Source organism: Streptomyces hygroscopicus subsp. hygroscopicus (assembly GCF_030269125.1).
Taxonomy (GTDB): Bacteria; Actinomycetota; Actinomycetes; order Streptomycetales; family Streptomycetaceae; genus Streptomyces; species Streptomyces hygroscopicus_C.
Map to the genome: position 1 here is coordinate 67353 of NZ_BSSM01000008.1, position 15165 is coordinate 82517.

General features: G+C 73.6%; 12 protein-coding genes and 1 pseudogene. 2 read left to right on the top strand and 11 right to left on the bottom strand.

The features are described 5' to 3' along the window. Window positions 1–119 precede the first annotated feature (119 nt). From QSK45_RS19005 to QSK45_RS19035, 7 genes are all read right to left on the bottom strand, one after another. The gene (locus QSK45_RS19005; protein WP_285558374.1) at window positions 120–2816 is read right to left on the bottom strand and encodes a bifunctional acetate--CoA ligase family protein/GNAT family N-acetyltransferase; all 2697 of its coding nucleotides are present in this window, start codon (window positions 2814–2816) and stop codon (window positions 120–122) included. Between the two features lie 23 nt (window positions 2817–2839). Then, entirely contained in the window at window positions 2840–3853 is a 1014-nt protein-coding gene (gene gap, locus QSK45_RS19010) for a type I glyceraldehyde-3-phosphate dehydrogenase (RefSeq protein ID WP_285558375.1), read from the bottom strand. A gap of 79 nt (window positions 3854–3932) precedes the next feature. Further along, entirely contained in the window at window positions 3933–4796 is an 864-nt protein-coding gene (locus QSK45_RS19015) for a universal stress protein (protein ID WP_285558377.1), read from the bottom strand. Window positions 4797–4801: 5 nt separating this feature from the next. After that, entirely contained in the window at window positions 4802–5824 is a 1023-nt protein-coding gene (locus tag QSK45_RS19020) for a zinc-dependent alcohol dehydrogenase (protein ID WP_285558379.1), read from the bottom strand. Window positions 5825–5846: 22 nt separating this feature from the next. Further along, window positions 5847–6752: a universal stress protein gene (locus QSK45_RS19025; protein ID WP_285558381.1), complete on the bottom strand. Its 906-nt coding sequence runs from the start codon at window positions 6750–6752 to the stop codon at window positions 5847–5849. A 126-nt stretch (window positions 6753–6878) separates the two neighbouring features. Beyond that, window positions 6879–7499, bottom strand: a complete 621-nt coding sequence (locus QSK45_RS19030; RefSeq protein WP_285558384.1) for a hypothetical protein — start codon at window positions 7497–7499, stop codon at window positions 6879–6881. A gap of 834 nt (window positions 7500–8333) precedes the next feature. Next, entirely contained in the window at window positions 8334–9029 is a 696-nt protein-coding gene (locus QSK45_RS19035) for a response regulator (protein WP_285558386.1), read from the bottom strand. Between the two features lie 435 nt (window positions 9030–9464). Between QSK45_RS19035 and QSK45_RS19040 the strand changes: the two genes are divergently transcribed. After that, window positions 9465–9941 carry a pyridoxamine 5'-phosphate oxidase family protein gene (locus QSK45_RS19040; protein WP_285558388.1) on the top strand — a complete coding sequence of 159 codons (477 nt, stop codon included), beginning with the start codon at window positions 9465–9467 and terminating at the stop codon, window positions 9939–9941. A 63-nt stretch (window positions 9942–10004) separates the two neighbouring features. Here QSK45_RS19040 and QSK45_RS19045 read toward each other — a convergent pair whose 3' ends face one another. From QSK45_RS19045 to QSK45_RS19060, 4 genes and pseudogenes are all read right to left on the bottom strand, one after another. Continuing rightward, complete coding sequence (locus tag QSK45_RS19045; protein WP_285558390.1) at window positions 10005–10805, bottom strand: universal stress protein; 801 nt, start codon at window positions 10803–10805, stop codon at window positions 10005–10007. Window positions 10806–10973: 168 nt separating this feature from the next. Then, window positions 10974–11699, bottom strand: a complete 726-nt coding sequence (pflA, locus tag QSK45_RS19050; RefSeq protein WP_285558392.1) for a pyruvate formate-lyase-activating protein — start codon at window positions 11697–11699, stop codon at window positions 10974–10976. Between the two features lie 20 nt (window positions 11700–11719). Then, entirely contained in the window at window positions 11720–13981 is a 2262-nt protein-coding gene (pflB, locus tag QSK45_RS19055; protein ID WP_285558871.1) for a formate C-acetyltransferase, read from the bottom strand. 189 nt (window positions 13982–14170) lie between these two features. After that, window positions 14171–14596 (bottom strand): annotated as a pseudogene (locus tag QSK45_RS19060) (pyridoxamine 5'-phosphate oxidase family protein); the annotation flags it as partial. A gap of 174 nt (window positions 14597–14770) precedes the next feature. Here QSK45_RS19060 and QSK45_RS19065 point away from each other — a divergent pair. Next, the gene (locus QSK45_RS19065) at window positions 14771–15163 is read left to right on the top strand and encodes an STAS domain-containing protein (protein ID WP_285558394.1); all 393 of its coding nucleotides are present in this window, start codon (window positions 14771–14773) and stop codon (window positions 15161–15163) included. Window positions 15164–15165: the final 2 nt, after the last annotated feature.

Genomic DNA, 15165 nt, shown 5'->3' on the forward strand with positions numbered 1-15165 from the left:
CCTAACTTCCCCGCGAAGGAGGGCCGTCGGGCCGGCGGGAAGGGCCCGCCCGGTCCCCGGTCGGCTCACCGGCGCGGCCCCGTCACGGAACCGGCCTCGCGGTGCCGCGGGTTCCTCGCTCAGCGCAGCCGGCGCAGATACGGGTCCTGCGGCTCGCGGGGCAGCAGGCGCACGCGTGCGTCGAGCACGGTGACGCCGTCCGGTGCGGCCAGAACGGGGTCGAAGTCGACCTCCGCGAGCTGGGGCAGGTCGCTCACCATGCGGGACAGTCGCAGCAGCAGCCGTTCCAGGGCGGCGAGGTCGACCGGTCCGGCGGCGTCGGCGCCGAGCAGCGGCGGCGCGCAGCGCGGGTCGGCGATCAGGTCGTGGACGTCGTTGTCGGTCAGCGGTGCCAGACGGCCGGCGCGGTCGGCGAGCATCCCGGTCGCGGCGGTGCCTCCCGGGCCGAACAGCACCAGGGGGCCGAAGACCTCGTCCTGGACGGCCCCGGCGAACAGCTCGGTGCCCCGCGCCGCGAGCGGCTGGATCACCACGCCCGTCAGCAGCCCGGCGAAGCGGGTCGCGAAGTCCTGGAAGGCGGCCCGCACCTGGGCCTCGCCCCGCACGTCGAGGTGGACGGCGTGCTGTCGGCTCTTGGGCGGCGGTCCTGGCCGGTGTGCCCTCATCACCACCCGGCCGTCCGCGCCGCACAACCGGCGGGCGGCGACGACCGCGTCGTCCTCGTTCTCCGCCCACGCCCAGGGCAGTCGGGGGATGCCGTAGCACGCCAGCAGGTCCGCGCAGGTGCGCGGATCGAGCCAGCCGCCGTCCTCGTGCGCGCGCAGGAAGGTCTCGGTGATCCGCCGGGCGCGGGCCGTGTCGGCGCCGTCGAGATCGGGGACGGTGCCGGCGGGCCGGGCGAGCCAGGCCGCGCGGCGGGCGGCGTGGGCCAGCGCGCGGGCCGCCGCCTGCGGTTCGGCGTACGAGGGGATGGCGCCGCCCTCGGCGGCCGGCAGCAGCGTGACCGGGAGGTCCTGTGCGAGGCGTACGGCGGCGACGGGCTTGGCCCGGTGCGCGGGGGCGCCGGTGAGCGCCCGGACGAGGTCGTCGCCCGTGGCGGCGGCGACCGCCGTGGGGACGAGGGCGACCAGGACGGCGTCGACGCCGGGATGGCGCATCAGGCGGGCCACGGCGTCCGCGAGTCCGTCCTCGGTGACCGCGGCGGTGGCGTCGACGGGGTTCCCGGCCACGGCGCCCTCGGGCAGCACGGCGAGCAGGTCGTCGACCACCTCGGGGGTGAGCGGCGGCAGGACGAGTCCCGCTTCCGCGCACGCGTCGGCCGCCAGGACTCCGGCGCCGCCCGCGTTGGTCACGATCGCGACGCGGTCGCCCGCCGGGAGCGGCTGGGCGTGCAACAGAGCCGCGGTCTCCAGGAGTTCACCGATCGACCGGGTCGCGGTGATGCCCGCCTGCGTGAACAGGGCCTGCCGGGTCATGGTGCCGGTGGCGGCGGCCGCGGTGTGGGAGGCGGCGGCGCGCCGGCCGGCGTCGGTGCGGCCCGCGTCCACGGTCAGGACCGGCATCCGGCGCGTGACGCGACGGGCCGTACGGGAGAAGGCGCGAGGGCTGCCGAAGGACTCCAGGTGCAGCAGGGCGAGGTCGGTGCGGCCGTCGCTCTCCCACCACTGGAGCATGTCGTTGCCGCTGACGTCGTACTTGTCGCCGAGGGACGCGAAGGAGGACACGCCGATACCCAGCCGGGACAGACCGCCGAGCAGGGCGATGCCCACCCCACCGGACTGCACGGCGACGCCCGCGGTGCCCGGCAGGGGATGGTCGGCGGCGAAGGTGGCGTCCAGACGCAGCGCGGGATCCGTGTGGGTGACGCCGAGGCAGTTGGGTCCGACCAGCCGCATGCCGTAGGTGCGGCACGCGGCCAGCAGCGCCCGCGCCTGGCCGGCGTCGAGACCGGTGGTGACGACGAGCAGCGCCCGGACTCCCGCCCTGCCGCACTCCTCGGCGGTGGCGGCCACCGCCGGGGCGGGTACGACCACGACCGCCAGGTCGGGCGTCCTGGGCAGGGCGCCGACGCAGGGGTAGGACGGTGTCCCGAGGACATGGTCGGCGTGCGGGTTGACGGCGAACACGCGCCCGCTGTAGCCGCCCGACTTCAGGTGGTGCAGGATCGCCCGGCCCACGGAACCGGGCCTGCGTCCGGCGCCCACCACGGCGACCACGCGCGGTCTCAGCAGCGGCTCCAGGCTGGCCACATCGGCACCGCGACCGCGGGCTTCGACCGCCGCCATGTAGGTGTCGTCCTCGTCCAGGCGTATCGTGCAGCGGACCTCCGGGCCCTCGATCCGACGGGCCGTTCGCAGACCGAGGTCGGCGAAGAGCCGGAGGACCTCCCGGTTCTCGCTGAGGGCGTCGGCGGTGAAGGCGGTGACGCCCTCGGCTCGTGCCGCGGACACGAGGTGCTCGACGAGCAGGGTCCCCACACCGCGGTGGTGCAGGCCGTCACAGACGGCGATGGAGATCTCGGCCTCGTCACCGGTGCCCCCGGTGTCGTACTCGGCGAGACCGATGACCTGCCCCTGGCGTTCGGCAAGCAGGGCCCGGTAACCGGGGCGCGCGGGGGCGCAGGCCCGGTCGGCCGCCCGCCCGGCCGACTGCGGGCTCAGCGAGAAGAAGCGGAGACGGAGGTTCTCCGGGGACATCTCCTCGTACAGTTCCCGCAGTCGGCCGTGGTCGGCCGGGACCGCCGGACGGATGCACACGGTCGTGCCGTCCGCGAGCAGCGCGTGGACCGCGGGGCGGTCGAGCGTGTCCTGCGACATCACAAGCTCCTTCAAGCTCCGGGTCAGTCGTCGGCGACGAGCGCGACGAGGTCCAGAAGCCGGTTGGTGTAGCCCCACTCGTTGTCGTACCAGCCGAACACCTTGGCCAGGGTGCCGTTGGTCTGGGTCAGGCCGGCGTCGAAGACGCAGGACGCCGGGTCGCCGATGACGTCGCGGGAGACGATGGGCGCCGTCGAGACGCGCAGGATGCCGTTGAGCGGGCCCTCGGCGGCCGCGGCGAAGGCCGCGTTGATCTCGTCGGCGGTGGCCTCCCGCTTCAGCGTCACCGTCAGATCGGTGAGCGAGCCGTCCTCCACGGGAACCCGGACGGCGATCCCGTCGAGCGCCCCGGCCAGCTCGGGCACCACCAGGCCCACGGCCCGCGCGGCACCGGTGCTGGTCGGAATGATGCTCAGGGCCGCCGAACGGGCGCGCCGCAGGTCCTTGTGCGGGCCGTCGAGCAGCGACTGGTCGTTGGTGTATCCGTGCACCGTGGTGAGCAGGCCGCGGTCCACGCCGAAGGCGTCGTCGAGGACCTTGACCATCGGCGCGAGGCAGTTGGTGGTGCAGGAGGCGGCCGAGATGATCCGATCGCGGTTCCTGTCGTAGGTGTCGTCGTTGACGCCCATCACGAGGGTGGCGTCGACGCCCTTGCCCGGCGCCGACAGCAACACGGTGTGGGCTCCTGCCTTCAGGTGCAGCGCGGCGGAGTCGCGGTCGCGGAAGCGGCCGGTGGACTCGATGACGATGTCCGCTCCGTAGTCGGACCAGCGCAGGGCCGCGGGGTCGCGCTCGGCGGTGACGGCGATGCGCCGGCCGTCGACGGTGAGCGAGCTGTCGTCATGGGTGACCTCGCGTCCGATGTGCCCGAACGTCGAGTCGTACTCCAGCAGGTGAGCGAGGGTGGCGGGCGGTGCCACGTCGTTGATCGCGACGACGTGGACGTCCTGGGTACCCGCTTGCGCGCGGTCGAGAGACGCGCGGAGACAGGTGCGGCCGATGCGGCCGAAGCCGTTGATGCCGACGCGTACGGTCATGGTGGTGAACTCCTTCACGGTCGGATGCTTCAGTGGCCAGGCGGCCGCCGCGCGGCCGCCGCCTTCGTCCCGCTCGCGCTCACTGCGGTACGACCGCGACGGGGCAGCCGGCGTGGTGCAGCACCGCGTGCGCGACGCGGCCGAGTGCCGGGCCGTGGCGGCCCTCTCGGCGCCGGGCGCCGATCACCAGCAGTCCGGCGTCGGCCGAGGCGTCGATCAGGGCCCTGTGGGCGGGGCCCTCGACGGTGCGCCGGCGCGACGCGGTGCCGGACGGGACGTCCCGCACGGCGGCCGCCAGTTCCCCGGCGGCCCGCGCCTCGGGGGACGCGACCGGTCCACCGGACGGCACCGCGTGGTGCGGCGCCCCGTGCGCGGGGCGCCGCCAGGCTCGTACGGCCTCCAGGGGCACGCCGCGCAGCCGCGCCTCTTCGACGGCGAAGCGCACCGCCGCCGCGTCCTTCTGCCGCGCGCCGACTCCCAGGACGACGCGGCCCGCCGCGGAGCGGACCCGGTCGTCGTGGTTCTCCCGCAGCACGATCACGGGGCAGTGCGCGTGACCCGCCACCGTCGCGCTGACGGAACCGAGGACGGCCTCGGTCAGGCCGCTCCGGCCGCGCGAGCCGAGGACCACCGCCGCGGCGGTGCGGCTCTCCCGTACCAGCGCGTACTCCGGTTCCTCCGGCAGCACGTCGGTGGTGACCTCGACCCCCGGCCGACGGCGGTGCGCCCGGCGCGCGGCCGTCTCGACGACGTCCTCCGCCATGACCTCCTCGGACGGCTTGCCGAGGTCCTCCGCGGGCGCGGTGCCCTCGTACCGCTCCCAGAGCGAGGCGTGGACCAGCCTCAGCGGAAGGCCCCGCAGGGCGGCCTCATCGGCCGCCCAGTCGACGGCGCGCAGGCTCGGCTCGGACCCGTCCACGCCGACGACCAGTGGCGGTTCCACCGTCGTCACCCGTCCACGCCCAGGTCGAAGACGATCCGGGCCTTGATCTCGCCGCGCAGCACGGCGTCGATGGACTCGTTCACGGAGTCGAGGGTGCGGGTCTCGCGGATCACCCTCGTGCGGCCGGCCGCGTGCAGTCGGAAGACCTCGTCGAGGTCCTGTCGCGTGCCGACGATGGAGCCGATGACCGAGGTGCCGTTCAGTACGGTGTCGAAGATCGGTACCTGGATCGTGCCGTGCGCGGGCAGTGCCACCATGACGAGCTTCCCGCCGCGCCGCAGACCGGAGTTGACGGCCTCGAACGCGGCCGGGTTCACGGCCAGCGCGATGGCCGCGTGGGCACCGCCGTGCTTCTTCAGCTCCGCGCCGACGTCCTGCGCGCGGGCGTCGATGACGATGTCCGCGCCCAGCTCCCGGGCCAGCTCCAGCTTCTCGTCGGTGACGTCGATCGCCGCGACCGTGGCACCGGCGATCTTCGCGTACTGCACGGCCAGGTGCCCGAGCCCGCCGACACCGGAGACCGCCACGAGTTGGGCGGGCCGGACGCCGGCGACCTTGAGGGCCTTGTAGGTGGTGACGCCGGCGCAGGTGAGCGGGGCGGCGTCGAGCGGCGTGACCCCCGCGGGCACCGGCTGGGCGAAGTCCGCCCAGGCCAGCATCTTCTCGGCGTACCCCCCGTCGCAGCCGTACCCGGTGTTGATCTGCTGCTCGCACAGCGTCTCCCAGCCGGACAGGCAGTGCTCGCACCGCCCGCAGGCCCTGCCGAGCCACGGGACCGCCACACGCTGACCCACGCGGAGGTGGGTGACCCCGTCGCCGAGCTTCTCGACGAGGCCGACGCCCTCGTGGCCGGGGACGAACGGCGGTCGGGGCTTGACGGGCCAGTCACCGTGGGCGGCGTGGATGTCGGTGTGGCACAGCCCGGAGGCTTCGACGCGGATGCGGACCTGGCCGGGGCCGGGCTCGGGGTCCGGCCGCTCCTCGATGACCAGGGGCTCGCCGAAGGCTCGTACGACAGCTGCTTTCATGGGTTTCTCCTGGGGTGCGGGGTCAGTCGTGCGGGACGACGGCGACGGGGGCGGCAGCGTGGTGCAGGACGGCGTGGGTGACGGTGCCGATGCGGGCGCCGACGGCGGAGCGGCGGATGCGCCGGCCGACGACGACCAGGGAGGCTTCGCGGGAGGCGTCGACCAGGGCGAGCGACGGGCTGCCGCAGTGGGACTCCGTGGTGACCTGGACATCGGGGTACTTCTGCCGCCAGGGCCGCAGCGTCTCCTTCAGGGCGTCGGCCTCGGCCGCCGCCACCGTCTCGGTGATCGCGGGGTCGGGGGCCATGCCGTAGGGGTAGTAGTACGGCGGGTTCCAGCCGTGCACCACTCGCAGGGGCACGCCGCGTTGCGCGGCGGCCTCGAAGGCGAACTCGATCGGGGCGGCGTCCGGGTTGCCGGTGTCCAGTCCGAGCAGGACGGGCAGCACGGGCGCGGCACCGTCAGCGGTTCCCGCCGGGGTCTTCCCGGGCGAGGCCGGGGCCTTCTCACCGGCGCGGACCAGGATGACGGGCCGTTCGCTGTGCGCCACGACCGCGAGGCCGACCGAGCCGACCAGGAAACCCTCGAAGGCGCCGAGGCCGCGCGAGCCGAGGACGAGCATGTCGGCGTCCCGTGCGGCACCGAGCAGGGCCTCGGCCGGTGATCCGGTGAGCTGTTCGGTGCTCACCTGCACCCCGGGACGGTGCTGCCGCAGGGCCCCGGCGGCCTCACGGAGAATCCGTCCGGTCCAGTGCTGCTGCGTCTCGGCGCCCAGCAGGGGGGCCTCGGCCATGGGAGCCGGTACCGGCTCCCACGCCTGGACGAGCTTCACCGGCAGTCCGCGCATCTCGGCCTCGCGGGCCGCCCAATCGGCGGCGGCACGGCTCTCGGGCGAGCCGTCGAGACCCACGATGATGGTGCGGGGCATGTTCTCCACCTCCTGAACCGGGCCCGTGCGGGCCGGTTCGAGCGTCGTTTTCGGGGGGGTGTCGGGGGGTCGGTGAGGGTGGGGACGCGGCGCCTCACGCGGTGGGCGCGGCGATGGCCGTCGCGGTCAGCGCAGCCAGGTGTGGTCGCGGACGATCGGCAGGCGTGCCCAGAGCCGGCCAAGGCCCCAGGTGGCGCCGGCGCCCGCTGCCGCCATGGCGATGAGCGCGGCGGCGTAGATCACGTGGTAGTCGGCGAACGGGTTCGTGGACATGGTCGGCGAACCGTCGGCCAGGTGCCTGGCCGGCGGCCACTCGGCGAGCCACATCAGCGCCAGCATCGCCGTGCCCGCCGCAGCGGCCGGCCGCAGCGCCACACCTGTGGTGAAGGCCACGCCGATGCCCAGCAGACCGAGCATGAACAGCCAGTCCGCCCAGGGGGCACCGGCCCACGCGTGGAACGTGGACCGCATGGGTCCGGCGGCGACGGCGCCGAGGAATCCCTTCGTCGGGGAGCCGCCGTCGATCCAGCCCCGGCCTGACGCCGTGGCGTATCCGAGCCCGAAGGTCTTGTCCAGGAACGCCCACAGGAAGACGAACCCGGTCAGGACGCGCAGCGAGGCGAGGGGGCGGGCCCCGGCGGTGTGCGCGTCGAGTCCGGCCGACACGGCGACCGGGGAACCGGTCCGGTTCGGGCGGAACGGGAGATGGAAGCCCGGGTTGCGGTGGGAGTGCGGGTGCACGGCCATGTCGGTGGTCCCTTCCTGCGTTCTCCGGTCTCGTTCGCTTGACACCCTTACTCTCGCGGTGGGCGAGGCGATGCGCCCGATGCCGAAGGGCACCGACCGCGGGGCCTGAAGGTCCCTGTCCGTCCAGGCCTGTTGACGGCACGCACGACGGACGGGTGGCTGTTCGGCCGACGTTGGGATCCGGGCGGTGCGGGGCGCCGCGCCCCTCGTGCGGACAGGACACGCCGGCGAGGATGCGGAGGAAGCGCGCCTTCGGGGCCCCGGCGCGCAGGGCGGCTTGCCGACGAGGGCCTCCGCCCCGTTCAGGGCGCCGAGGCCGCGGTCGGGGTGCCGAGTCCGTGGTCGGGGTGCCGAGTCCGCGGTCGGACCTGACGGGGACTCGTCCCCCGCCGGGGCGCGGATGACCGGACCGCCGGGGCCGAGTGGGCCGAGTGGGCACGGCGTGCCGAGCGCGGGGCCGGTCCCAGTGTCCAGAACCTCGCGTCCTGGCTCGTGGACCCGCCCGACGGCCCGGCGCCCGCTCAGGGGCACGTCACATGCCCCCGCGATCCACGCGGACACGACACGCACCCGCCGAGGAGGCGCGTCGCGAGGGCCGGTCCCGCCTCTTCCCCGGCCCCGGCCCGGATCGTACGGGCGGCGCGGAAGGGCGACGCCGTCGAGTCCTCCGGCGAAACGCGGACACATCCCTCGTCACCGTGACCGCGCGGAAAGGTGCCTGCCGTCGAGGGCCTGGCCGACACGGACCTCGGCCGACACGGTCGGCCGCGCCCTTGTCGCCATCAAAAAAAAGGGCCTTACGCCCCTATCGGGACGTAAGGCCAGATGTCGCGGTCAGCGGGCCTGCCCGCCCTGCTTCTGCCGGTCCGCGGCCTGGGTGGCGATCACCGCCGCCTGGACGCGGCGCTCCACACCGAGCTTCGCCAGCAGGCGCGAGATGTGGTTCTTCACCGTCTTCTCGGCCAGGTAGAGGCGCTGGCCGATCTGGCGGTTGGTCAGCCCCTCTCCGATCAGGGCGAGGATCTCCCGCTCCCGGTCGGTCAGGCCGGGCAGCGCGTCCGGCTCCTCCCGCTCCTGACCGCCGCGCAGGCGGGCCATCAGCTTGGTCGTGGCGCTCGGGTCGAGCAGGGACTGGCCCGCGGCGACGGTACGCACGGCCGAGACCAGTTCCGAACCCTGTATCTGCTTCAGGACGTACCCGGAGGCGCCCGCCATGATCGCGTCCAGCAGCGCCTCCTCGTCGTCGAACGAGGTCAGCATCAGGCAGGCCAGCTCCGGCACGCGCGAGCGGAGTTCACGGCAGACGCTCACGCCGTCGCCGTCGGGCAGGCGGACGTCCAGCACGGCCACGTGCGGGCGCAGCGCGGGGATGCGCACCAGGGCCTGCTCCGCCGAACCGGCCTCACCGACCACCTCGATGTCCGGCTCGTCGTTCAGCAGGTCGCGCACGCCACGCCGTACCACCTCGTGGTCGTCCATCAGGACGACGCGAATCGGGTTGTCGGGGCCGTGCTGCTTGCCGTCTGCCATCAATCGCTCCCTGTTCCGGCGTGCCTCGCCGTTGTACTCGCTGGACGGTGCCGCGCTCCGTCCTGAGATCCTTCTGGTCTCCGGTCGGAAGGTCCAGGGTCTGTCGACCCTGTCCCCTCCCCAGTTTCCCTCACCCCGTGCCGCGGACCGGTCCAGCCTACGCGGGACAGCCGGACCCCGACGCCGTGCCGCGTTCGCACGGGCCGGCCCGGACGGGCCGCCGGCCCGGGGAGGCCGCGTCCGGCGCTCGGCGTGCCGCGCGCGCAGTACAGGGCCGACCGGACCCGGAACAGGGCCGAACGGCCCTGGCGCGGGACGTTCCGGCGAGGTTTCAATGAGCCGACCACGTCTGTCCGCGGCGGGCACCTCGTTGTCTCGCCGGCACAACGGGCAACGGCAGACCGCACTGAGCAACGAAAGCGCAGCAGGCCCTCCATGACCATCGACAACGCCCAGCCCGTTCCCCCCGGACCGCGCCGAAGCATCGAGCTGAACCGCGACGAAGCCATGCGGCTGCTGGGAAGCGTCTCCTTCGGACGGATCGTCTTCACCCAGCGCGCACTGCCGACCGTGCGGCCCGTGAACCACGTCATGGTGGGCGGCGACATCATCATCCGCACCCACGCGGGGGCGGCCCTCACCTCCCGTGCCCAGGAGGCCGACGGCTCCGGCGTCGTCGTCGCCTACGAGGCCGACCTCATCGACCCGGACACCCATCTCGGCTGGAGCGTGGTGGCCACCGGCTACGCCCGGCTGGTGACCGACCCCGAGGAGCTGGCCCGGTACCGGACCCTGTTGACGTCCTGGGTGCAGCAGACCATGGACTACGCGGTACGCATCCACCCCGACCTGATCACCGGGATCCGTCTCACGGCCGACGACACGCCCGGCGAAGCCGTCGGCGAGGGCTGAACACGACGCTCCGCCCCCGCGTGGTCCCGGCGGCGGTGAGTCACCGGGACCAGGTGCGGGGGCTCACGCGTGCGGGATCACCGCGACCGGCACCGAGCTGTGCTCCAGCACGGCCTGGGTGACCGGCCCGAGCGCGGCACCGACGGGCCCGCGCCGCCGAGTGCGGCCGACGACGACCAGGGACGCGTCCCCCGACGCCTCGGCCAGATGCCTGCCGGCCGTCCCGATCACGGCCTGCTCGGCCACCTCCACGCCGGGGAACCTCTCCCGCCAGGGCCGCAGCACCTCGGACAGGGTGCGCGCGCCGGACCGTCCGGCGTCGGCGGCGGCGTCGTGGACGTCCGGCTCCGCCTTCCAGCCGTGGACGACGCGCAGCCTCGCCGCGCGGCGGGAGGCCGCGTCGAACGCGAACTCGATCACCGCGTCGTGCGGTTCCGTCAGATCGAGGCCCAGCACCACGTCGCCGGGCCGGTGCTCGTCCTGCGGGCGCCCGCCGGGTACCAGTACGACGGGCCGCCGGCAGCGAGCGACGACCGTCAGGGCGACCGCCCCGGCCAGCCGGCCGGCCACGCCGGCCGCCGAAGAGGGCGAACCGAGTACGACCAGTTCGGCATCGCCCGCCGCCGTGAGCAGCACGGACACCGGATCGCCCGGGACGCGGTCGCTGTCGATCCGCACGTCCGCGGCACGGCGCGCGATCCGCGCCTCGGTCTCGCTGAGCACGGGGTCGGGCTCGGCGCACCGCTGGGCGGCGTGGACCAGACGCAGCGGGACGTCACGACGCCGGGCCTCCCGGACAGCCCAGTCGGTGGCGATGCGGGAGCCGGGTGAACCGTCCACGCCGACGGTGATGGTGCGGGGCATTCTTGGTCTCCTTCTCGAACGCGAAGTCAGTCTCGTGGCAGCGCCCTCGGACGAGGAGATGCCACTGGTCCCGGTGTGGGGACCGGGCGACCCCGGCCCCGGTCGGCGGGGCTCACGGTGCCCGGAGGCGCGGGGCGGCCGGCGGCCCGTCGGGGTGCGCCGCCCGGCTCACACCGCCCGCAGCCCGTGCTCCCGGAACTGTCCCCGCACGCGCTCCGTCAGAGCCGGGTCCGGGACGGGGGTGCCGCGCAGCGGGAAGTCGATGCCGAGGGCGTCGTACTTGTGGGCGCCGAGCTTGTGGAACGGCAGGACGTCCACGCGGTCGACGTTGCCGAGCCCGGCCAGGAAGGCACCGAGGCCGTCGATCGCGGACGGATCGTCGGTCAGGCCGGGGACGAGGACGTACCGGATGTACACGGGGACGTCGAGTCGGTCCAGGCGGGTGGCGAAGCCGAGTGTGGGGGCCAGTCGGGCCCCGGTGAGCCTGCGGTAGGTGGGGGCGTGGAACGCCTTGATGTCCAGCAGCACCAGGTCGGTGTCGGCGAGGAGCTCGTCGGAGGCCCGCTCGCCCAGGAAGCCGGAGGTGTCCAGCGCCGTGTGGAGTCCCGCCTCCTTGCAGCGGCGCAGGAGGGAGCCGGTGAAGGCGGGCTGGAGCAGCGGCTCCCCGCCCGTGATCGTGACCCCTCCCCCGGCCGTGGTCACGAAGTCCCGGTATCTCCCGATCTCCGCCATGACCTCGTCCACCGAGGTCTCCCGTCCGTCGCGCATGTGCCAGGTGTCGGGGTTGGCGCAGTACAGGCAGCGCAGCGGGCAGCCGCTGACGAACAGCACGAACCGGGTCCCGGGACCGTCCACCCCGGTGGACAGGTCCCAGGAGTGGGTCCGTCCGGTCACCGCCGGCACCGCCGGGGCCTTCACAGGGACCCGTGGAAGGTGCGGCTGATCACGTCGAGCTGCTGCTCGCGCGTCAGACGGACGAAGTTGACCGCGTATCCGGAGACCCGGATGGTCAACTCCGGGTAGTCCTCGGGGTGTTCCATGGCGTCCTCGAGAGTCGCCCGGTTCAGCACGTTGACGTTCATGTGGAAGCCGCCCGCGGCCATGTAGCCGTCGAGGACCCCGGCCAGGTTGCCCGCGCGTTCGGCGGGGTCGTGGCCGAGTCCCTCCGGGGTGATGGTCGTGGTCAGGGAGATCCCGTCGCGGGCCTCCTCGTACGGCAGCTTCGCCACCGACAGCGCCGAGGCGACGACCCCGTGCCGGTCCCGGCCGTTCATCGGGTTGGCGCCCGGCGCGAAGGGCTGTCCGGCACGCCGGCCGTCGGGGGTGTTGCCGGTGTGCTTGCCGTAGACCACGTTGGACGTGATGGTCAGCACGGACTGGGTGTGCTCGGCGCCCCGGTAGGCGGGGTGCTTGCGGACCTTCGCCATGAACGACTCGACCAGGTGCACGGCGAGGGCGTCGGCCCGGTCGTCGTTGTTGCCGTACGAGGGGAAGTCGCCCTCGGTGACGTAGTCCACGGCGAGTCCGGTGTCGTCCCGGATCACCCTCACCCGGCCGTACCTGACGGCGGACAGGCTGTCCGCGGCGACCGAGAGGCCGGCGATCCCGCAGGCCATGAAGCGGTGCACGGGGTGGTCGTGCAACGCCATCTCGATGCGCTCGTACGCGTACTTGTCGTGCATGTAGTGGATGACGTTCAGCGCGTCGACGTACGTCTCGGCCAGCCAGTCCAGCATCCGGTCGTACGCCGCCGACAACTCGTCGTAGTCCAGGTACGTGCCGGTCAGGGCGGGCATCCGGGGCGCGACCTGTTCGCCGGTCAGCTCGTCCCGGCCGCCGTTGATCGCGTACAGCAGGGCCTTGGCGAGGTTGACCCGGGCGCCGAAGAACTGCATCTGCCGGCCCACCGCCATGGCGGACACACAGCAGGCGATGGCGGTGTCGTCGCCGGTGCGCGGGCGCATCAGGTCGTCGGACTCGTACTGGATGGAGCTGGTGTCGATGGAGACCTGGGCGCAGAACCGCTTGAACCCCTCCGGCAACCGGGGCGACCACAGCACCGTCAGGTTCGGCTCCGGCGCGGGCCCGAGGTTGTAGAGGGTCTGCAGGAAGCGGAACGAGGTACGGGTGACCAACGGCCGCCCGTCGGCACCGATGCCGCCGATGGACTCCGTCACCCAGGTCGGGTCGCCGGAGAAGAGGGCGTCGTACTCGGGTGTGCGCAGGAACCGCACGATGCGCAGCTTGATCACGAAGTCGTCGATCAGTTCCTGGGCCCGTGTCTCGTCGATGCGGCCCTCGTCCAGGTCCCGCTGGAGGTAGACGTCCAGGAAGGTCGACGTGCGGCCCAGCGACATCGCGGCACCGTTCTGCTCCTTCACCGCGGCCAGGAAGCCGAGGTAGAGCCACTGCACGGCCTCCCGCGCGGTCACGGCCGGCCGCGACACGTCACAGCCGTACGAGGCCGCCATCCGCGTCAGCTCACCCAGCGCGCGGATCTGCTCGGCCAGCTCCTCCCGGTCGCGGATGACGTCCGGGGTGGACGGCTGCGCGTCCAGGAGGGCCCGGTCGGCCCGCTTGGCCTCGATCAGCCGGTCGGTGCCGTAGAGCGCCACCCGCCGGTAGTCGCCGATGATCCGGCCCCGTCCGTAGGCGTCCGGCAGTCCGGTGATCACGCCGGCCTTGCGGGCGGCGCGCATGGCGGGGGTGTACGCGTCGAAGACGCCGTCGTTGTGGGTCTTGCGATAGGTGCCGAAGACCTTGGTCACGAACGGGTCGGGCGCGTAGCCGTACGCCCTGAGCCCGTTCTCCACCATGCGCAGACCGCCGTTCGGCATGATCGCCCGCCTGAGCGGGGCGTCGGTCTGGAGGCCGACGATCAGCTCGCGCTCCCGGTCGATGTAACCGGGGGCGTGCGAGGTGATCGTGGAAGGGGTGGCGGCGTCGACGTCGTAGACACCCTTGCGGCGCTCCTCGGGGAACAGCGCGGCGACCTTGTGCCAGACGGAGAGCGTTCGCTCGGTCGGCCCGGCGAGGAACTCGGAACCCCCTTCGTAGGGGGTGTAGTTGGCCTGGATGAAGTCTCGTACGTCGACGCTCTCGCGCCACCGGGGTCCGCGAAAGCCCCGCCAGGCCTCGGCGGGCGCGGCCACGTCTGCGTGGGGTGCCACGGTCATCACTGCCTCCGCATCGTTCGCGACGCTGCCCAGGGGGTTCGCCGGGGAGCTGCACCGCCGATGCTCGTCGCTCGCCACCACCGGGGGCAGGGCCTGCGGGAGCCCGTCGCCGTGCCGTCCGACCCCACCGCCGTAGGGACGTTCGGTCCCGGTCGGGGAGGGCGGCGCCTGGCGGTCGGCCCGGCGGGGCACGCGGTACGTCGTGCGGCCGGTGACCAGTCGGCGGCCGGTGACCAGTTCGGCGTCGATCCGCACGAGGACCTCGTCGGGCGAGGGGACCCGGGAACGCGGCGCCGCCCGCTCGGCACGTTCCCGTTCCGCCCGGCGGGTCACGACCGCGGCCCGGCCGGTCAGGACGACGCTCCAGCCGGACCGTGCCGCCGCGTCCACCGCGTCCGCCTCGAAGGCGACGACCGCCCCGTCGACCGCGCGGACCAGCTCGGACGCCGCCGACGCGCGCAGCAGCACCGTTCCGTCCTCGTCCAGTCCGAAGCCGACCGGCATCACCGCCGGCAAGGCCTGCCGCGTGTAGACGACGCGGCCCACGGGGGCCGTCGCCAGCAGGCGCAGGCACTCGTCACGATCGAGTTCGCAAAAGCCGTCGTCCGGACGCACGGGTCAGCCCTCTCTCGGCACGACACAAGGAGTTTCGTCCATGCTGAGACCCGGCCCCGGCCCTCGATGAGTGCCACCGGTCCCGCTGTGACCGGAGAGCGGCCCAGGCAGCGTGCCGACGAAGAGGTACAACGGCCCTTCCGGTCCACCGTCCGCACCGGCTTTCCTGTGACCATGGCCGAAACCCCGAGCGGATCCGAACGCCGCCCCACGTACCGCACCACCACCGGCGGAACCACCGTCGTGGAGCTGTACGGCGAGATCGACATCCTCGCCGCGCCCTCGGTGACGGCGTGCCTGGACGACCTGACGGCCCGCGGCCGCCCGGACGTCGTGGTGGATCTCCGCGCCGTCTCCTTCATCGACTGCGCGGGGCTGGCCCCGCTGTGCCGCGCGCGGAACCGCGTCGCACGACGGCACGGCCGTCTGCGTCTCGTCTCCGACAGCGACCGGCTGCTGCGCGTGGTGACCGGGGCGGGGCTGCGGGACTTCTTCGAGATCCAGGACCGCTTGCCCGAAGCTCCCGCCGTGGAGCCCGGGACGGCTCTCTACGCCATGGCGAGCTGACC